Annotated in this window: 19 protein-coding genes and 1 pseudogene; 11 read left to right on the top strand and 9 right to left on the bottom strand. The window is 40.7% G+C overall.

Annotated features, from left to right (window positions below):
- Position 1 precedes the first annotated feature (1 nt).
- Both FO442_RS03085 and FO442_RS03080 read left to right on the top strand, forming a co-directional pair.
- Positions 2-919 carry an FKBP-type peptidyl-prolyl cis-trans isomerase gene (locus tag FO442_RS03085; RefSeq protein ID WP_144331669.1) on the top strand — a complete coding sequence of 306 codons (918 nt, stop codon included), beginning with the start codon at positions 2-4 and terminating at the stop codon, positions 917-919.
- Between the two features lie 159 nt (positions 920-1,078).
- Entirely contained in the window at positions 1,079-1,642 is a 564-nt protein-coding gene (locus FO442_RS03080) for a GNAT family N-acetyltransferase (RefSeq protein ID WP_144331668.1), read from the top strand.
- Positions 1,643-1,673: 31 nt separating this feature from the next.
- Here the strand turns inward: FO442_RS03080 and FO442_RS03075 are convergent, their stop codons facing one another.
- The 6 genes and pseudogenes from FO442_RS03075 to FO442_RS03050 form a co-directional block, all read right to left on the bottom strand.
- The gene (locus FO442_RS03075; RefSeq protein ID WP_144331667.1) at positions 1,674-2,282 is read right to left on the bottom strand and encodes a hypothetical protein; all 609 of its coding nucleotides are present in this window, start codon (positions 2,280-2,282) and stop codon (positions 1,674-1,676) included.
- Positions 2,279-2,905 carry an alpha/beta hydrolase gene (locus FO442_RS03070; RefSeq protein WP_144331666.1) on the bottom strand — a complete coding sequence of 209 codons (627 nt, stop codon included), beginning with the start codon at positions 2,903-2,905 and terminating at the stop codon, positions 2,279-2,281. The genes FO442_RS03075 and FO442_RS03070 overlap by 4 nt, the downstream gene beginning before the upstream one ends.
- Positions 2,902-3,705 (bottom strand): hypothetical protein, encoded by an 804-nt coding sequence (locus FO442_RS03065; RefSeq protein WP_144331665.1) that lies wholly within the window; start codon positions 3,703-3,705, stop codon positions 2,902-2,904. The genes FO442_RS03070 and FO442_RS03065 overlap by 4 nt, the downstream gene beginning before the upstream one ends.
- 4 nt (positions 3,706-3,709) lie before the next feature.
- Positions 3,710-4,249 (bottom strand): hypothetical protein, encoded by a 540-nt coding sequence (locus tag FO442_RS03060; RefSeq protein WP_144331664.1) that lies wholly within the window; start codon positions 4,247-4,249, stop codon positions 3,710-3,712.
- 65 nt (positions 4,250-4,314) lie between these two features.
- Positions 4,315-5,424, bottom strand: a pseudogene (gene dnaX, locus FO442_RS03055) (DNA polymerase III subunit gamma/tau); the annotation flags it as partial.
- A 125-nt stretch (positions 5,425-5,549) separates the two neighbouring features.
- Complete coding sequence (locus FO442_RS03050) at positions 5,550-6,581, bottom strand: DUF6340 family protein (protein WP_144331662.1); 1,032 nt, start codon at positions 6,579-6,581, stop codon at positions 5,550-5,552.
- 233 nt (positions 6,582-6,814) lie between these two features.
- Here FO442_RS03050 and FO442_RS03045 point away from each other — a divergent pair, with 233 nt between their 5' ends.
- The 5 genes from FO442_RS03045 (at position 6,815) to FO442_RS03025 (ending at position 13,065) form a co-directional block, all read left to right on the top strand.
- Positions 6,815-8,344, top strand: coding sequence for a hypothetical protein (locus FO442_RS03045; RefSeq protein WP_144331661.1), 1,530 nt, complete (start codon positions 6,815-6,817; stop codon positions 8,342-8,344).
- A 42-nt stretch (positions 8,345-8,386) separates the two neighbouring features.
- Positions 8,387-9,982 (top strand): T9SS type A sorting domain-containing protein, encoded by a 1,596-nt coding sequence (locus tag FO442_RS03040; RefSeq protein ID WP_144331660.1) that lies wholly within the window; start codon positions 8,387-8,389, stop codon positions 9,980-9,982.
- Positions 9,983-10,138: 156 nt separating this feature from the next.
- Entirely contained in the window at positions 10,139-11,500 is a 1,362-nt protein-coding gene (locus FO442_RS03035) for a pyridoxal-phosphate dependent enzyme (RefSeq protein ID WP_144331659.1), read from the top strand.
- A 67-nt stretch (positions 11,501-11,567) separates the two neighbouring features.
- The gene (locus FO442_RS03030) at positions 11,568-12,353 is read left to right on the top strand and encodes an ABC transporter substrate-binding protein (RefSeq protein WP_144331658.1); all 786 of its coding nucleotides are present in this window, start codon (positions 11,568-11,570) and stop codon (positions 12,351-12,353) included.
- 268 nt (positions 12,354-12,621) lie between these two features.
- Positions 12,622-13,065 carry a DUF2141 domain-containing protein gene (locus tag FO442_RS03025; RefSeq protein ID WP_186279855.1) on the top strand — a complete coding sequence of 148 codons (444 nt, stop codon included), beginning with the start codon at positions 12,622-12,624 and terminating at the stop codon, positions 13,063-13,065.
- On the opposite strand, the gene FO442_RS03020 is transcribed toward FO442_RS03025, so the two are convergent.
- Positions 13,066-14,415: a hypothetical protein gene (locus FO442_RS03020; protein WP_144331656.1), complete on the bottom strand. Its 1,350-nt coding sequence runs from the start codon at positions 14,413-14,415 to the stop codon at positions 13,066-13,068. It lies immediately after the preceding gene.
- Positions 14,416-14,456: 41 nt separating this feature from the next.
- Between FO442_RS03020 and FO442_RS03015 the strand changes: the two genes are divergently transcribed.
- The 3 genes from FO442_RS03015 to FO442_RS03005 are packed head-to-tail and all read left to right on the top strand — an operon-like array spanning position 14,457 to position 16,162.
- Entirely contained in the window at positions 14,457-15,011 is a 555-nt protein-coding gene (locus FO442_RS03015; protein WP_144331655.1) for a 1-acyl-sn-glycerol-3-phosphate acyltransferase, read from the top strand.
- Position 15,012: 1 nt separating this feature from the next.
- Positions 15,013-15,801, top strand: a complete 789-nt coding sequence (locus FO442_RS03010) for a HipA family kinase (protein WP_144331654.1) — start codon at positions 15,013-15,015, stop codon at positions 15,799-15,801.
- Positions 15,788-16,162 (top strand): DUF3037 domain-containing protein, encoded by a 375-nt coding sequence (locus tag FO442_RS03005; protein WP_222101967.1) that lies wholly within the window; start codon positions 15,788-15,790, stop codon positions 16,160-16,162. Before FO442_RS03010 ends, FO442_RS03005 begins: the two co-directional genes overlap by 14 nt.
- Positions 16,163-16,213: 51 nt before the next feature.
- Here the strand turns inward: FO442_RS03005 and FO442_RS03000 are convergent, their stop codons facing one another.
- Complete coding sequence (locus FO442_RS03000; RefSeq protein WP_144331653.1) at positions 16,214-16,399, bottom strand: C1orf53 family protein; 186 nt, start codon at positions 16,397-16,399, stop codon at positions 16,214-16,216.
- A gap of 20 nt (positions 16,400-16,419) precedes the next feature.
- Between FO442_RS03000 and FO442_RS02995 the strand changes: the two genes are divergently transcribed.
- Positions 16,420-17,328 (top strand): 1-aminocyclopropane-1-carboxylate deaminase/D-cysteine desulfhydrase, encoded by a 909-nt coding sequence (locus tag FO442_RS02995; RefSeq protein ID WP_144331652.1) that lies wholly within the window; start codon positions 16,420-16,422, stop codon positions 17,326-17,328.
- Between the two features lie 33 nt (positions 17,329-17,361).
- On the opposite strand, the gene FO442_RS02990 is transcribed toward FO442_RS02995, so the two are convergent.
- A complete protein-coding gene (locus FO442_RS02990; protein ID WP_144331651.1) occupies positions 17,362-17,943 on the bottom strand; it encodes an NAD(P)H-dependent oxidoreductase in 582 nt (193 codons plus the stop codon).
- Positions 17,944-17,994 lie beyond the last annotated feature (51 nt).

The following is a 17,994-nucleotide window of genomic DNA, read 5'->3' as shown; positions in this document are numbered from 1 at the left end:
GATGAAAAAAATCATTCTGGCTTCTCTACTTTTAGCGGTTAATTTCGCATGTGGTGATGATAAAGGTACAGGGGAAGTACTGCCGTTAAATACTCCGAAACAGCAAATTTCATATTTAATGGGTGCTGATAATGCAGGACAATTACTTGCGGACCCGAATTTTGCGAAATACGATAAAGATCAGATTCTGAAAGGATTTGAAGAGGGATTGAATAATGAAAAAGCGTTTGATGTGGCTTGTCAGACAACCATTCAAAACCTGTTTGGGCAAAACCAGCAGGAATTCAATCAGCAATATGTGAAAGATGCTTCTTTGTGTATCGGTAAGTTCATCGGCGGGATGTTCAAAACCAGTTGGAAACAGGCGAAATCTTTTGATGACTTTGATAAAGAATACCTGATATACGGATTCAGCCTTGGTTTGAAAAAGGAAGATACCTTGATCAAAAAAGAACTGAAGGAAACCATGTTGAAAGACTTTATGGTAAAGATCAACAACCGGGTGATGGCTGAAGTGACTAAAAAAGAAACTGCGTTCTTTAATAAGGTGAAGAAAATGGCTGGTGTGAAAGAATTGCCGAACGGATTGTATATGGAAACTGTCGTGGCAGGAACCGGAGGAAGTCCAACTGCTACCAGCGATGTAAAAGCACATTATGTTTTGATGAATACGGAAGGCGATACCTTACAATCTTCTTTAACGGCAGCTCAAATTCCCGTGTTTAATTTGGGAGGAGTCATCCCGGGTTGGACGGTCGGGATTCCTTTCATGAAAAAAGGAGGGAAATACAAATTGTACGTTCCGCAAAACATGGCATACGGAAAAGATTCTCCGGATCCGAATACGATTCCACCATTTGCAACATTGGTTTTCTATGTTGAGCTGGTCGATTTCGGACCGATGGGAACTGTAAAATAATAATTAAATCCTCTTCGCTTTTCGAAGAGGATTTTTTTTGACAGTTTGCTTTGATACCTGCTCAATGATCAATGCAGGAGGTAATATCGTACTATTGCGTACGGAACTTTAGGTAAAGTATATTAAGTGTTTGATAATTAATGAGTTAAATTATTTAAAATGAAATTGAATCAGCATGTTTTTGATCAGTTTCCGGTGATCCGGACAAAAAGACTGCTCTTGAGACAAATCGAACTCAAGGATGCTATGGAGATCATGAAGATGCGTCAAAGTAACCGCGTAAATCAGTTCATTGCACGAAACAGCATAACTGGCCTTGAAGCGGCAGAAGAATTGGTGAAAAAGACCTCGGATGCATTCGAATCAGGGTCCGGGATCGGATGGGCAGGAATTTTAAGAGATGGTTCGCAAATTATCGGGACATGTGGGTTTAACCGGATTGATTATCCGAATAACCGCGCGGAAATAGGTGGAGAACTCGCAGTCGATTTCTGGGGAAAGAATATTGCCCTGGAAGCTGTTACTGCCATAGTTTCTTTCGGATTTAAGGAAATGAACCTGCATGCTATCGAAGCGGTGGTATCTCCTGAAAACAGAGGAGCAATTTACCTGTTGGAGTCCCTGGGATTTGAAAAAGAAGCCCATTACAAAGATCGAATCTATTTCAACGGCGTTTATTCAGATATGGCGGTCTATACCTTATTCAGGTTGAATTGGAAATAATAAAATACTTGAAAAGACAGGTCGAAACCAATCATAGCTTGAAAAAGAACGCGATTCGGTAAATAAGCGGGATCAATGTTCCGTTTTCTTTTTTCATAAAGTATCCGGGTCTGAACGGACTGTTTGAACTATTGATTAAATCATACATGATTCCGGCATTTAACCGGAAATTTTGTTCTTCTCCGAATGCATGGGAAAAACCAAAGCCGAGTAATCCGGTTGGGGCCCAGGTCCTTTTGGCAGAAACGATTCCATTGGCGTAATTGTACGGGTTGGATAAAAGCTCAAATTCAAATCCTACAAATAAATAATTGAAAAATCGCCCGTGAATAAATGCGCCGCCTCCATAAACGGAATAAGATCCCGTTAAACCGTATTGTTTGTAAAAGGAGTAATGATAACGTGCAGAAGGACCGAACGAAATATATTTGTTCCGAACAACCCCGAATTTCAACCCAATTCCACCCGTTCCACCAAAACTCCCTGCAGAAAAATGCAAATCTGCCCCAATCTCATTGTATGGAGTAAATTCTTTTTTATCGGCTTCCTCTTCGTCATGAATATAGAGTTCCGTGTCTTCCTGTGCAAAACTGAAGTTGATACCTGAAACAAGGATGAGAAATAGAAAAAAACGTTTCATAAAATGGCTGTAAGTATTTCTTTGTCAATATCGTGAGTTCCCTCAAAATGTGCAACACGAATTCCTTTGGACCGGTAATCGGCAATCAATATTTCCTGGTCTTCTTTCGGGAAGTATTCGTCTTCAGTTCCCAAAACAAAGGTGTTTTTTTGAGCAAGCTCGGTAGGTGCTTCAATGGCCAGGTCGGGAGGGTAAACACTTGCCCAGGAAATAAAATGATCACAGGTAATTTTTCCGTTTGCAAGCCAGCGGGCCGCAGTAGCTCCGCCTTGTGAAAATCCGATCACGGTGATCTTTTCGGGGGAATAACTTTTCAGTATTTCTTGGTGAAGCAGGTCCAGTCCAACGATGTTCAATCGAATATCTTCCTCTCTCCATTCTTTGGTCATCCAGGATGCACCGACTCTTCCGGAAGTTCCTCTTAAATAAAACCGGTGTCTCCCTTCAGGGAAAACAAATAAAATTTCTTCATGGGGAATCCCTGAAAATTTTTGACTGAAATATTCCACCAATTGTCCGTATCCGTGAAGCACATATACCAAATGCCTGGCATTTTGACCGTTTTGGATCGTCCGGTATCTCAGAGAAGAGGGGACATCTATTTTCCCTTCTGCGAAACTCATATTTTCTTTGGCAGGTTCTTAGCAAATTCCGGATAGAGACGGTATTTTTTCGCCACCGGGTCTAAGAAAAATTTAAACTTCAGTTCTTTTTTCTTCGTGATCGAAGGGACATACGTGTAGATGTCTCCGATGTTCTTGGTGTAAGAATCGATCTCACTGGAATAAATGGCAATGTCCATCGGGATCTGGTTCGGATTCTCTTCGAATTCGTGGACAAATGCTTCCGGATGATCTTCTCCGGCAAAATCAAACCATTTCCATTGAAAAACCATCATCATATCGTGGTCGTTAAATACAGAAAAGTAACTTTTCCACCCTGAATTGCGAATCCGGTATCCGACAATCAGGTCTTTCCTGGTTGGGGCAACCAACGATTTGAACTCAATATCCAGTTCTCTTCCCGGGCTGGAAGGAGCAAAAATGGGATTGGAAATCCGGTCAAGTGCGCCATCGTAATAGAACAGGTAGTTGTAATTCCCCGTAAACCCGATTTCAGCAGCCTTTGCCTGACGGTTGTTTTTAATTGCCTCATCCATAGCATATTCCAGTCGATTGATCGTAATGATGGCATCCTGGATCGTATCAGCATTGATATATTCCTTGTAGATCCGCATAGAAAACTTCTCATTTACAGGAATTGCCAAGGAAGCCATAATTTCTCTTTTGGCCCGTGCATCGAAACTTTCGTTGCTTTTTTGGTTTGTGGCTTCTGTTGTAGTATTTGAATCCGAAGTGTTTTCTTCACCACAGGAACTTGCAATAAACAGCAGACAAAGGATGCTAATTTTAAGGATTTTCATATAATTAATAATCGATGTCTAAGTTAAAACGATTCTTCAGGTCGAAAAGGTTTGAATTTTTCTTGGCTAATTTCTCAAATCGGTCAGGACCGTTGAGATACTTCACTTCTTCAGGAGCATCTTTAAGCATTTCCAACTGGATAACCAGGTCGTAATTTTGGATTTCCTTCCGGATGTATGCCATTACTTCCCCAATCGCACCTTCCAGTCGGGTCATTTGAATAGTATTGTCCACTTCAAACTGGAAAGTCGTTTCATCCAGCTGTATGGGGTCACGTTTGATCATAACATGGTAAACCTGGTCCTGTCCGTTCAGTTTTTGGGTATGTGCCATGGTTTTCCAAAGCCGGACCACATCATCCTTGTGGAATTCTTTTTTAGGTAAATCACTTTGAGGAACATGTGCTTTTGCTTTTTGCTGCTCAATTAAATGATTGATCGATAAATTATTGGAATTCAGATTTCCGGTAGGAGCAGAAAGGACTTTGGCCTCAGGTTTTACAGAAAAAGCAGCTCTTTCGGGCGCTACGGAAGGTTTGTTCACCGGTTTCGTCTCGTTTCTCAGACTTTGTCCGACGAAAGGAATAATGAGGACCGGATCAGTTAAGGATTTTTTTTTTCGAGCTCAGATTTAACCGAACAGATTTGCATCAGGGTCAATTCGACCAGCAGTCGCTGATTCTTTGCGGACTTGTAATCCACATCGGCTTTACTGAGTACGCCTAAACAACGCAATGCAAACGCGCCGTCGACTTTTTTCGCCTGTTCCACAAATAGTTTCTCTGTGGTTTCACCGACTTCCAGCAAATTTGCCGTGCGCGGATCTTTACAGATCAATAGGTTCCTGAAATGTTCTGCAAGTCCCACTAAGAAATGATGTCCGTCAAATCCTTTTTCCATGACATCATTAAAAAGCAACAAACAGGCGGGAATATCTTCATTCAAAGCGTTTTCTACAACTTTGAAATAATAATCGTGATCCAGTACATTCAGATTTTCCAGTACGGCTTTATGCGTAATCGTTGTTCCGCAGAAGCTGACAATCTGGTCGAAAATAGACAAGGCGTCACGCAAAGCACCATCCGCTTTTTGAGCAATCAGGTGCAATGCATCCGGATCTGCAGAAATAGCTTCCTGTGTAGCCACATGCGCCAAATGGTCTGCGATGTCTTTGACTTTTATTCGCTGGAAATCAAAAATCTGACAACGAGACAAAATAGTTGGCAGGATCTTGTGTTTTTCCGTTGTTGCTAAAATGAAAATTGCGTGTGCTGGCGGTTCTTCCAAGGTTTTTAAGAACGCATTGAAAGCTGCCGTTGACAACATGTGGACCTCGTCAATGATATACACCTTGTGGGTTCCCAATTGCGGAGCAATGCGCACTTGGTCAATCAGCCCGCGGATATCATCTACGGAGTTGTTCGATGCCGCATCCAATTCGTAAACATTTAAGGAAGCTCCTTCGTTAAAAGATTTACAGCTTTCGCACTGATCACAGGCTTCAACAACCTCTGTTCTGTTAAAACAGTTGATCGTTTTCGCTAAAATACGTGCAGTAGTTGTTTTACCAACTCCGCGTGAACCGCAAAATAAGAAGGCTTGAGCCAAATGCTGGTTCTTGATTGCATTTTTAAGCGTGTTGGTAATTGCTTTCTGCCCAACAACCGTATCAAAGGTCTGGGGTCTGTATTTTCTGGCAGAAACAACGAAATCCGACATGACCACAAAATTAATCAAACTTTCGCAAAGTTTGAATGCTGTTAATAACTAAAACAAAGGAAAATTGAAAAGTAAAACCGGGAATAAACAATTCATTTGAGCAGGCCGAACTTTTTCCCTGCCTCTCAACGTGTTTGGTTTTCCAAAATCCCGAAATCCCGGATGCGTTTTTCCAGGATGTTGGAGTAGTACAAAGCTTCGTCCTTACCTCCTTCCACATAGGATTTTTGCACCCACAATTTCGCATTCTGCAAATCGTTTAAAACTTCATAGGCCAAGGCGATATTGTAAGCTGCACGGGCTTTTATCTTTGATTTCGGATTCGAGTCGTATTCTTCTTTCCAGGTATTCAGTGCACCTTCCCAATCTCTTGTAAGCGCTTGCCTTGCACCGATTTTCATACGGCCTTTTTTTCCGACATACATCATGCGTTGTTCCCAAAAGTAAAGTGGTACCAGGTCATGTGCAAAGGATTGGCCGGTGAAGTAACTGACATTTACCAGGGCGTCGTTGCGTTTAATTAAACGGGCCAGAGCTTCAACCGGGTTGGAGGATCGCTGGATCCATGTTCTGTCTTGCTTGTACCGGTCTTCATACAGAATGGTTTTATCTGCCGGATAGTATAAGCGAAAACCTGCTCTGGCTGTTGCTTTTCCGGTGATTTCTACTTCCGCACCATTCCCGTTCAATACATTTTGAACCGTTGTTGCAGCTGTTGCAGCAGAATTGATCACGCTGAAATCCGTGTCAAAGAATTCCAGACTTAAAACCGCATCTGTTCCGTATTGCTTACAAATACTGTCTGCCTGTTCCCAGGTCATGGGTGATCCGAAATCTACGCTTGTAGCTTTGGATGCAAGCATGGAACTGTCGCAGCGCATAATTTGAAAACGGGAACTTGTTCTTAAAAGTTCGTCTATTCCCCGGATGCATTCATTGGACAATTCTTTATCCTGTTTCGGCGTTTCGAGCGTTAAGGTCCCTTCAAGTAATCCTGCTTTTCCGGGGATGGAATGATTCAGTAATGCCAGAGATTTGATTTGCGGATTGATGCTGATCGTTGCCGGACGCTGTACTTCAATTCTCATTCCTTGAGTTGTTCTGCAAGAACTGAAAATCAATAAACTAATGGTGCAGATAGTAAGTATTTGTTTCATCGTATTTTGCTTGGATACAAATATATTTGATTCTTTATAAATTCAAGATAAAATGGTTTTTTAGTTGCTGAATCAATAATTGATTTTCTTATTTAAACTGTAAAGTTTTGATAAACAAAACTTTAATATCTTTAAATATTTTTTCAAAATAACTTTTTTGTTAAAATTTACGATAAACTGTTTATTGATTGACTTTTTTGTATTAGTTTCACAACTCACTTAAATCAAAAAATATGAAGAAAATCTTATTAGCATTGTTCATCAATGCTACTTTTGCACTAACGACTCAAGGTCAAACTCTTCAGTCGTATCTAACTCCATGGAAATCCAATGGTTTCATTTATTGGTCGAAAGAAGATGGAGTAAACTACAAGGTCAATGTTTATCAACTGGTAAATAGTAGTTACACATTAATTTCATCTACAAGATCTACGAATAACTACTTTCAATTCACGTCTCCTCAGTTAACTTCTTCAGATTTATTTTACACCATTGGAAAATATAGTTCTACTGATGTTTTATTGGAAGAAAGTGATCCTCAATCTATTGGAGATCATCCTGGTCCGGTACCCATTTGTTATTTGGATTGCAATGGCCTACGTGAGTCCTACCGTATTAACCTTATGCAGACTTATAATGGTTCCACTTATTTGATGGCTTCTGATAATGCAGGTGCACACAATGCTTTAATTGGGCAGTATGCTCCTTATTATCAGGCGATTGATATTGTGAATTATGAATTGTATGATGTTCTTCATCCTTACAGAAAAGCAACTGCTGGATTTGGGTCATTAATTTACGAAAGGGATCATATCGAGATTTTTCCCACTACACCAGGTGGGCCATATTATGATGCGCAAAACAATATAGTAACAACAGGTTTCTTGGTTGAAAAGAAAATGGACAAGTATGAGCATTTTAACACTGCAAATACGGGAAACTATGAAGCATCTACGGATTGGTGTGAAGCAAATATCGGGACGGGGACAAGTATTTTTAATGCTAATTTGGATCCTGCATCACTTCCAACTAGTGGAAATACAGTAACGGGAAACCAAGCTTGGTTTTTAACCCAAACAGGGACAGACTCTCAAGGGAATCCGATTTATCAAATTCCAAATCAATTGTATTGTTCAACCATGCAGAACGGTTCAGGAAGTTCAGGAGGACCTGGGGCTCCCAATATTGATGATTTTATGGAAGCAATAGAGCTTTGTTTTGATTTTGCTACGGGTGATGTTTCTGGAGATCCGGAGGATTGTTTGATTCCGGACGGCCCTATTGGTGGTGGTCTTGGAGGACTTATCGGGGGAATCACCTTTGAATCCCTGGATAAAGAATCCGGGTATTATTTATCTATTGATAATCCGAATGGAACACCTAGTGTGAAAGGAGAAGAAGGTGATTTTTCTGCTGGTTTGTACAGAATCAATTTGTTCTTAACTGATGGGAGAATCATTCCGGTCTATAGAGTGTTAGGTCCAATTGCAGACGCACGAGTTGTTGAAATTAGTATCTCACCCAATGTAATAGTAAATTCAGAGTTAAAATTCGGTGTTCAATCAAATGAGAATACTTCTGTCAATATCTTGGTACAAAAACTAGATGGAACAACGGTTTACACAGAAGCAGTCAATTTAATTGCCAATACTGAAATCCTTCGAGTAATACCAATTACCGGTGATATTCCATACAACCAATTGAGAGTTTCCGTAATTTTAGATGACGGAACCGTTATACAGGAAACGGCTTTAACAGAATAATTCGTTAACCAGGAGGCTTCGGCCTCCTTCATTTTACTTTGTATGAAAACGCTTTTCACTTTTCTTTTAGCAGTATCAATAAATACAGCTTTTACACAATTCGATATTGTTTTTCAAAAAAATATTGGAGGCAGTGGTTTTGATGGATTGGAAATGATTTATACTCCGGACAGTTCGGGTTACTATTTGATTGGACTTTCCAATTCGAACAGTTCGTTTGATAAAAGTGAAAATTCGCGTGGTGGTTTTGATTTGTGGATCCTGAAAACAGACCTGAATTTTAACATCGAATGGCAAAAAACCATAGGAGGAAATCAAGAAGATTCATATACAGGTGCGATTGTTACCGATACGGCAATTTATTGTTTATTAACTACTTTTTCAACGCCTTCTTTTGAAATGAATGCTACGAATTATGGGCTCTATGATTTTTGGTTCTTAAAATTGGATTTAGACGGAAATATTCTTGATCAGAAAACTTATGGTGGAACTTCTGGTGATCAAGCAGTGAAATTAATGAAATGGAGTAATCATTTCCTACTTTTGGGCACAAGTAATTCTCCCATCAGTGGCAATAAAACTCAGGACTCAAAAGGAGCTGGGGATTATTGGCTATTGGAAATCGATCCTCTAGATTTATCGGTTGTAACCGAAAAAGTCATAGGAAGTGCTAACGGAGACACTTTTAGAGATGCTACTATAACCGATAACCAGGAATTGTTTTTAATGGGGTATTCTTTAGTTGGAACAAGTGGTGATAAAACAGATAATGGATATGGGGCAACTGATGTTTGGATGGTCAAACTGGATAATACATTGAATGTTGTGGCGGATAAGTGTTTTGGTGGGTCAAATTCCGAAGAACCGGCAGGAACACTTATTACCGATGGAACCAATCTCTATTTTGTCAACTCTTCTTATTCGGGAGCAACCGGAAACAAAACAACACTCCAGGTACCTGGTTTTGATGGGAATTCAAGAAGCGACATTTGGTTAGTAAAATTAGATGATGACTTAAATAAAGTTTGGGAAAGAAGTTTTGGGGGATCACATGATGATTACCCTAGTAGAATAGTTCTTTTAGAGGATGGGTTGTTAGCTATCGGCTCAAATGCGCAATCAGCGCAAGGTACAGGGAACAGGACTGCTCCTTCGTATGGCGCAAGAGATGGTTGGATGGTTTTTGTAAATACAGATGGAACACCCATTGGACAATTCACTTTAGGTGGGTCAGCAGATGATGGGGTTTCTGTAGGATATCAACGAGGAGACACATTGATTTGTTTGGCTTCAACTGCGAGTCCAGTTTCCGGTAACCAGACTACGGGAACACATGGGAGTACGGATGCTTGGTTGGTAAAGTTGAAAATCACGGATTTAGCCACATCGAATTTTGCAGCAAAGAACTTCGACCTGAATCTCTACCCCAATCCGTCCAATGATTTTGTCGTGTTTGATTTTTCGGCACCTCAAGATAAGGATCAACTGATTTCTATTTTTTCGAGTGATGGAAAAAAAGTAGATGAGTTTATATTGCTTGCTGGGGAAAACTCAAGTACATGGTATCCAACTTGTGGCAGCGGGATTTATTATTATTCAGTTGGAGAATTGAAAGGAAAAGTAGTAATTGAAGATTGACAGTTACGTTTATTATGTGACAACAATCAAAATGTCACTAGATGATTTAATGCAGAGAACCTGAACAAACATCTTCTTGGAATCAAAATTCGCTGATCTTTTTCATTTTGAATTTTATATTTTGGATTAAAACTATCTTTGTGTAAAATTCAATGCATGAAAGTTTATAACAACATATTGGAAACCATTGGGAATACTCCTTTGGTCAAATTAAACAAACTAACCAAAAACTGTAAGGCAACTGTTTTGGCGAAAGTTGAAACAACGAATCCGGGGAACTCCGTAAAGGACCGAATGGCGGTGAAAATGATCGAAGACGCGGAAAAGAACGGATTATTGAAACCGGGCGGTACTATCATTGAAGGAACTTCCGGTAACACAGGAATGGGGCTTGCTCTGGCTGCTATTGTAAAAGGTTATAAACTGATTTGTGTTTTGAATGACAAGCAGTCGAAAGAGAAGATGGATATTCTGCGTGCGGTAGGTGCGGAAGTAGTGGTTTGTCCAACTGCAGTTGAGCCTTCGGATCCGCGTTCATATTATTCTGTTTCCAAAAGACTGGCGAAAGAAATTCCGAATTCCTGGTACGTGAACCAATACGATAATTTGTCGAACCGCATTGCTCATTACGAGCAAACAGGACCGGAGATCTGGGAACAGACCGACGGGAAGGTGACACATTTCGTTGTCGGAGTGGGAACAGGAGGTACCATTTCCGGAGTTGGAAAATACCTGAAAGAGCAAAACCCGAATATCAAGATTTGGGGAATCGATACCTACGGTTCTGTTTTCAAAAAATACAAGGAAACAGGAATTTTTGACGAAAATGAAATCTATCCGTACATCACCGAGGGAATCGGGGAAGACATCCTTCCTGCAAACGTGGATTTTGATGTGATTGATCTATTTGAGAAAGTAACGGATAAAGATGCTGCAATTTACACGCGTCGTTTGGCACGCGAAGAAGGAATTTTCGTAGGAAACTCCGCAGGAGCTGCTATCGGTGGATTGTTGCAATTGCAGGACCAGTTGACTGAAAACGATGTGGTGGTAGTTTTGTTCCACGATCATGGAAGCCGCTATGTTGGTAAGATCTTCAATGACGATTGGATGCGCGAACGCGGATTCCTGGAAGAAGAATTTAAAACAGCGGAAGATGTCATTGCACGTCATGCAGACTTACCTTTGGTTACCTTATATTCCGAAGAATTGGTGTCGCATGCCATTATGAAAATGCGTAAGTACAACATTTCCCAAATTCCGGTATTGCGTGACGGAGAATTGGTCGGTTCATTGAATGATTCCCAGGTTTACCAGTTGTTGGTTGACAATCCGGCATTGAGAGACACACCGATTTCCAAAATCATGCAGAAACCTTTCCCGGTTGTTATGGGAACAGCAAAATTGGAAGATGTGGCGAAACTGATCAATGAACAGACTCCTGCAGTGATTGTTGAACGGGCAAACGGAGACAAAAAGATCCTGACTCGTCAGGATGTAATTGCGTCTTTGGCGTAATAACCTCATGATAAATGAAAACCGTAGTGTTCAGTCACGACAGAGTACTGCATGTTTTTAAATGAGAATGGATAAAAAAAATTACACAGATCAAATGCAGCGAACGGTGGAGATTCAATCCACCGTTTCGCGTATTGTCTCATTAGTTCCTTCGCAAACCGAATTATTGGTCGACCTGGGTTTGCGGGACAAATTGGTCGGTATTACCAAGTTTTGTGTACATCCTGTTGGGTTGAAAAAAGAAGTGCAGCTCATTGGAGGGACCAAGAATGTCAAAATTGACCTGGTTCGATCCTTGAATCCTGATTTGGTCATTGGGAACAAGGAAGAAAATAATCAGGCGGATATCGAAGAACTGGAAGTAATCCATCCAACCTGGATGAGCGATATTTTCAACTTGGAAGATGCGCTCGATATGATCCGGAAAATAGGAGAGATCACTGAAACGGCAAAAAGAGCTGAAGAGATTGTTTCGGAAATCAAAACGAACTTCTCACAATTGGAAGGGTTAAAAAAAACAGGTAAAACCGTTTTATACCTCATTTGGAAAAATCCGTATATCGCAGTCGGACCAAACACCTTCATCGATTCCATGTTGCATACGCTGGGGTTTGAAAATGCAATGACAAAGGAACGTTACCCGGAAGTGAACTTACAGCAGTTAAATCCCGATCTGATCTTCTTAAGCTCAGAGCCTTTTCCTTTTAAAGAGAAACACATCGAAGAATTGCAAAATCAATTTCCGGCAAGCCAGGTTGTTTTGGTCGATGGAGAATATTTTTCCTGGTACGGGTCGCGATTGATCGGTGCACCGGCCTATTTCACAGAATTGTTACATCAGATCAAAACTTGATGATTCAATCTCTTTCAATGCGATTATAGAGAGAAGACAAATTAGCAGGATGTTTTAGCTTGTCAAATATTCTTTTTCTTCTATGAGCTTCTTCACTGCGTCGAGATCATTTTTTACTATCGCAGAAATCAGTGCATTACTCATTCCAATTTAAGAACTAGTTTGCTATCCTGAATTGAAAACGGAAGTAATTTGTTAAATCAAATCGAAACGTGTAAAGGTTTTAAGAGGATGTATTAAATTTATGCAAGCACATCTGTTTAACACCATGAAAAGATCATTCTTCACAGTCATTTTACTCGCGGTTATTTACCTGGTTTCCGCATCATTCAAAGCAACAAACTATCATACCATCACAATTAAAGTAACTAACATCCGGAATAATAAAGGAAGTATTCAGCTTCAAATTTTCCGGAGTGCAGAAAATTACAACAAAGGACTTCCCTGGAAGGTGAAGATCGTGGATAAGAGTGAAATGAAGAACAATACATTGATATGCACTTTTACCGGAATTGAAGAAGGGGAATACGGAATAGCACTTTTGGATGATGAAAATAAGAACAAAGAAATGGATTACACCATGTTCATGCCCGATGAAGGATTTGGATTTGCAGATTACTACCACACTTCCTGGAGCAAACCCAAATTTGAGAATTTTAAATTCGTACTAAAAGAAGATAAAACGATGACTGCAAAAGTGCGTTACGTTTAACTATTGTTCAAAAATCGGCATTCCGAATACCATTTTGGTCATTTCATGAAGTGGGCGTTTGTCTTTCTTGAAATTGATCTGTCCACTGATTGTATACAGGCTCCCGTGCTGATGTTTGATCTCGATACTGATCGATTCGGAACTGTTCAGGAAATCGTTAAATGCTTTGACAGGTCCCATGTTTTCAATGAACGCAGTAACAAAAGTACTTCCGTAAATCTTCGTAGATTTTTCCAGGTGACCTTTGACGAAAAATACATCGTTGCCCGAATAGGGAACAATTGCTGTTGGATCAACCCCGATAAAGTAGGCGTTGGCTGAAAGCTGCTTTAAATGAAACACCGTATTCCCGAAGTTCAAAGTCAGGTTTGGTCTGCGAACCGACTCTGGAAATGCTTTCCACAAATCTTCTACCTTGCAGTCATGTTTCGATTGAACGATCAGGTTCATGACCGGCGTGGGTAAAAATCCAATAATACTTGGAAGACTGTCTTTCGGGTCCTCGAGGTATGTTCCCTGAAAATCTACCGCATAAGCTTCAATGTCTTTAAAGTGAGGAAGTCCGTCGGGTAGGAAGTTCAGTAAGGTATCCGGCAATGCTTCCGGGATGAACCGTGAATAAACATATACTCCTTCGGATTTCAAACCGAATTTCAAACTGGCATGAAGTTTTTTGGGATATACCACATTCCCTTCCAGGTTAATGGATTTATCCCGGTGTTGAACGGATAATTTCATGGAAGAAAAACCACTTTTTGCCGGAAGTTTTTGGAGGTCCAAAGCAATGAATTCGTTCTTTTCGGGAGCAGCTTTCTTGAGTTCTTTAAAAGGCTGATTAAGGATTTGCATGAGCGTTTGTTCCAATTCATCCCGGTCTTTTTTTCCCTTGATCTGTTGGATAAACAATCCGCAATGTCCTTTTGCACTTCCGGCCTGGTTGGATTTGCAATAGGCACCAATGTGCTTACTGAAAGCGTCTGCATCCTTTGTCTGCACAGCAATCAACAGATAGGTTTTATGATTTCGTTCAATGCTGTAGAGCACAATGTCTTCCTGGGGATCAATCCGCAGTGATTTTTTATTGGAATCGCCGTTGAAGTTCTTATTAATCAATTCGCGCACCTTTTGGATAAAGGCATCGTCTTTTTCAGCAAACAAGGTGTTGTACACTTCTTTCTTGACAAATGATTCTGCATCCAGTCTTACTACCCATTTAACATCCCCAGGAATGGGTACAAGCGGGTTGGTTTGATTGGTAGAAAGAATATTCAGGCAAATAAAAATGAGTAAACTGGAGGCTGTAAGCAGCACTACAAGAAAGGCAGCATAAAAGCGTTTTTTTATTTGCATGGCATAAAGGTAATTTTTTATTGAAATTGTAACTTTGTTTCATGGGAAAATTCTTTTTCTGGTTACTTAAGCTATTCGGTTGGAAAATAGATGATCATGTTCCAATAGGAGTTAAAAAAGCAGTTGTGGTCATGGGACCACATACATCCAATTGGGATTTTATTATCGGAAAAATTGCATTTGCACATTATAAAGTGAATGCGAAGTTCCTGATCAAGAAAGATTTGTTCTTTTTTCCGCTGGGACCAATTTTAAAAGCAATGGGAGGAATTCCCGTCGACCGGAAGAAGAGCAACAACAACATTACTGAGCAGGCAGTGAAGTATTTGAATGAAAATGAAAAGTGCTTCATGGTTTTTACCCCTGAAGGAACACGCAGTTATCAGCCCAAATGGAAAAAAGGTTTTTATTACATTGCTCAGCAGGCACATGTTCCCATTTATATCGGTTACATCGATTATAAACAGAAAATCGGCGGATTCCATTCCCTTTTTGTACCTACAGGTGACGTAGATACTGATATAAAGTATATCAAGAATGTTTTGGCGGAATTTACCGGCAAAGTTCCTGAAAACGGAATCCGTAAAGAAGATTGATATGTCAGATTTTTTAAGAACGGTAAACGTAACGAGATACATTTCCCCTTTGCGGGAAGGTGGTTCACTGCCTGCATTGGTGGATGCGGATGACGATTTCAAGTATGTTCTGAAGTTTAAAGGAGCCGGACATGGAGTAAAAGCATTAATATCTGAATTTTTGGGAGGGGAAATTGCACGCATGCTGGGCTTTAAAGTTCCTGAATTGGTCTTTATAAACCTGGATGAAGATTTCGGACGTTCTGAAGCAGATGAAGAAATTCAGGATTTGTTGCGTGCAAGTCATGGATTGAATTTGGGGTTGCATTTTCTTTCCGGTGCCATTACATTTGATCCTGTGGTGACAAAAGTGGATGAGGAAACGGCTTCGCGGATTGTGTGGCTGGATGCCTTTATAACGAACATTGACCGTACTTTCAGAAATACGAACATGTTGATCTGGAAAAAGGAATTGTGGCTGATCGATCACGGTGCATCGTTTTATTTTCATCATACGTGGGAAAACTGGGAGAAAACCGCTCAAAGTAATTTCACCTATGTGAAAGATCATGTGCTTCTGCCACAAGCTGCCAAGATGGATGAAGCAGACGCGTTTGCGCATTCCAGGTTGACGCAGGAAAAATTGAATGAACTGGTGGATGCACTTCCTGAATCCTGGCTGGAATGGGAAGACCTGGAAGCAACTCCGGATGAGATAAGAATGGTATACAAACGGTTTTTAACTATTCGTCTTGATCATTCGCAACAGTTCGTAAATGAAGCTAAAAATGCCCGGAATGTTTTTATATGAATATGCAGTAATACGCCTGGTACCGCAGGTTGAACGCGAAGAATTCATCAACGTGGGTATTATCTTGTTCTCGAAAAAGCAAGGGTTCATTCAAACCAGGATCGTGCTTCCCGAAGAACGACTGAAACTCTTTAAGTGCGAAATAGACCTGGAACAGATCAAAGCGAACTTACATGCTTTTGAGTTGATTAGCGCCGGATCAAAAGCCGGTGGGCCCATTGCGTGTGAAGAATTACCGGAACGCTTCCGTTGGTTGACTGCTGTAAGGAGTTCGGTCATTCAAACTTCACGTCCACATCCCGGGAAGACGGATGATTTGGAGAAGGAGGTGGATCGGTTATTTCTGGAATATGTGGGTTAATTATCAGGTAGGAATTCCAGTCTTGATAATTAAATCATTCGTAATTGATAATTACTTTCTGAAGGAGTCTGTTTTTTTATCATATCCGTACGGACAATGTCTGCAGCCGCTTTTACAACAATATCCACGCTTTAAATGATATTTTTCCGTAAAAACAATATACCCTTCCGGGGTATAATAAAAATCTTCCGGATCTAAACCATTATTTTTGGGAAGTGGACGAAAATTATCATTCATACAACAAAATTACACATTTCATGGAGCTCTTTGATACATCCAAATCCATTTTACAGGAAATCAGATTGGATCCCGGTAAATTCCGGAACGTTCGCCTACTTGTAAAGCGGGATGACCTGATTCACCCGGAAGTCTCCGGGAATAAATGGCGCAAGCTCAAATACAATATCGAACTGGCTGAATACCAGAAAAAAGACGGAATTCTTACTTTCGGCGGAGCTTATTCAAACCATTTGTTGGCAGTTGCCGCTGCCTGTGTATCTGCCGGATTGAAATCAATCGGAGTTGTAAGAGGGGAAGAATTGAACAGCGAGAGCAATGAGAACCTGAAACGTTGTTCCGAACTGGGCATGGAACTGAAGTTTGTTTCGCGCGAATCGTATGACGAACGTAATGAAAAAAGCTGCCAGGAAGGCTGGAAAGAAGCTCATCCACATTTTTTATTGGTCCCGGAAGGAGGCGCAAATTATTACGGAATGGTTGGATGCCAGGAAATCTGGAAAGAACTTTCTGAAAAAGTAGACCACGTGTTTGTTGCACAGGGAACTACGACAACCAGTTGCGGGTTGCTGATCGGATCAGCTGAAAATACGGTACTGCATGTTGTTCCTGCGTTGAAAGGATTTGATTCGGAAGCTGAAATGCGCAAGCAGCTTTTTCCGTTTTTGATCGATGAAGAAACAATTGATGACTACATGAGGCGGGTAGAAGTGCACCCGGAAGCCCATTTCGGTGGTTATGGGAAATGGACTCCGGATCTCCTGGATTTTATTTCCTCTTGTAAAAATGCATACGATTTGCCGTTGGATAAAATCTACACCGGGAAAGCGTTTCATGCCTTGATGGAATGGCTAAAACAGCAGGATTTTAACATACCGCAAACCATCCTTTTCATACATACCGGCGGATTGAAAAATGGTGGAGTTTAATTATTCTCCGACGTATATATAGATGACAGAGCACTATTTCAATTGTTTTCCCAAATTCTGAACCTTTTCCAACCACTTCTCGCGCATTTCCGGTTTGGAATTCCGGACAATACCGATGTAACTGACTTTAACAGGTTTGATCCCGCAGAATTTCAAAACGGATCGCTTCAATTGATTAACACTTGGTCTGTGAAATACGATGCGGTAAAACAAGGACGGCTGATCCAAAGTTGTGATGATATGTGCTGTTTTCCCTGTTAAGAGTTTGTCCCAAAACGGAGAGTTTTCCCGGTATTGAAAAGCGAATCCCGGAAGAAATAAGCGATCGATAAATCCTTTGGTGATGGCAGGAAGTCCGCCCCACCAAACCGGGTGAATCCACACCAGGTGCTCCGCCCACTGGATTTTTTCCCATGCGCTCAAAAGATCGGGTTCCAATTCCGTTCTTTTTTGATACCCGAATTGAAGGTTCGGGTTAAAGTTCAGTTCTGCAATGACGATTTCCCGGATTTCAGCACCGGAATCGGCAGCACCTTTTTTATATGCTGCTGCAATTCCGAAATTGAATGAGTCCTTATTCGGATGTCCGTTGATTAGTAAGATTTTCTTGCCCATGATTGTTTTTTTGAGCAAAACTACTTGCTAAAACTTCCTTAAAAAAGGACA

Origin of the sequence: Fluviicola chungangensis, assembly GCF_007558725.1 — a bacterium.
Classification (GTDB): domain Bacteria; phylum Bacteroidota; class Bacteroidia; order Flavobacteriales_D; family Crocinitomicaceae; genus Fluviicola; species Fluviicola chungangensis.
The sequence above is the reverse complement of the archived record's forward strand: the minus strand, read 5'-3'. Positions and strand labels throughout refer to the sequence as shown.

What these genes read in the sequence shown, in the direction of transcription:
- FO442_RS03035 (WP_144331659.1), top strand. Translation starts at nt 10,139, where the DNA reads ATGAAAGTTTATAACAACATATTGGAAACCATTGGGAATACTCCTTTG.
- FO442_RS03075 (WP_144331667.1), bottom strand. Translation starts at nt 2,282, where the DNA reads ATGAAACGTTTTTTTCTATTTCTCATCCTTGTTTCAGGTATCAACTTC.
- FO442_RS03080 (WP_144331668.1), top strand. Translation starts at nt 1,079, where the DNA reads ATGAAATTGAATCAGCATGTTTTTGATCAGTTTCCGGTGATCCGGACA.
- FO442_RS03070 (WP_144331666.1), bottom strand. Translation starts at nt 2,905, where the DNA reads ATGAGTTTCGCAGAAGGGAAAATAGATGTCCCCTCTTCTCTGAGATAC.
- FO442_RS03065 (WP_144331665.1), bottom strand. Translation starts at nt 3,705, where the DNA reads ATGAAAATCCTTAAAATTAGCATCCTTTGTCTGCTGTTTATTGCAAGT.
- FO442_RS03005 (WP_222101967.1), top strand. Translation starts at nt 15,788, where the DNA reads ATGTTTTTATATGAATATGCAGTAATACGCCTGGTACCGCAGGTTGAA.
- FO442_RS03030 (WP_144331658.1), top strand. Translation starts at nt 11,568, where the DNA reads ATGGATAAAAAAAATTACACAGATCAAATGCAGCGAACGGTGGAGATT.
- FO442_RS03025 (WP_186279855.1), top strand. Translation starts at nt 12,622, where the DNA reads ATGAAAAGATCATTCTTCACAGTCATTTTACTCGCGGTTATTTACCTG.
- FO442_RS03020 (WP_144331656.1), bottom strand. Translation starts at nt 14,415, where the DNA reads ATGCAAATAAAAAAACGCTTTTATGCTGCCTTTCTTGTAGTGCTGCTT.
- FO442_RS03085 (WP_144331669.1), top strand. Translation starts at nt 2, where the DNA reads ATGAAAAAAATCATTCTGGCTTCTCTACTTTTAGCGGTTAATTTCGCA.
- FO442_RS03040 (WP_144331660.1), top strand. Translation starts at nt 8,387, where the DNA reads ATGAAAACGCTTTTCACTTTTCTTTTAGCAGTATCAATAAATACAGCT.
- FO442_RS02990 (WP_144331651.1), bottom strand. Translation starts at nt 17,943, where the DNA reads ATGGGCAAGAAAATCTTACTAATCAACGGACATCCGAATAAGGACTCA.
- FO442_RS03045 (WP_144331661.1), top strand. Translation starts at nt 6,815, where the DNA reads ATGAAGAAAATCTTATTAGCATTGTTCATCAATGCTACTTTTGCACTA.
- FO442_RS02995 (WP_144331652.1), top strand. Translation starts at nt 16,420, where the DNA reads ATGGAGCTCTTTGATACATCCAAATCCATTTTACAGGAAATCAGATTG.
- FO442_RS03010 (WP_144331654.1), top strand. Translation starts at nt 15,013, where the DNA reads ATGTCAGATTTTTTAAGAACGGTAAACGTAACGAGATACATTTCCCCT.
- FO442_RS03015 (WP_144331655.1), top strand. Translation starts at nt 14,457, where the DNA reads ATGGGAAAATTCTTTTTCTGGTTACTTAAGCTATTCGGTTGGAAAATA.
- FO442_RS03000 (WP_144331653.1), bottom strand. Translation starts at nt 16,399, where the DNA reads ATGAATGATAATTTTCGTCCACTTCCCAAAAATAATGGTTTAGATCCG.
- FO442_RS03050 (WP_144331662.1), bottom strand. Translation starts at nt 6,581, where the DNA reads ATGAAACAAATACTTACTATCTGCACCATTAGTTTATTGATTTTCAGT.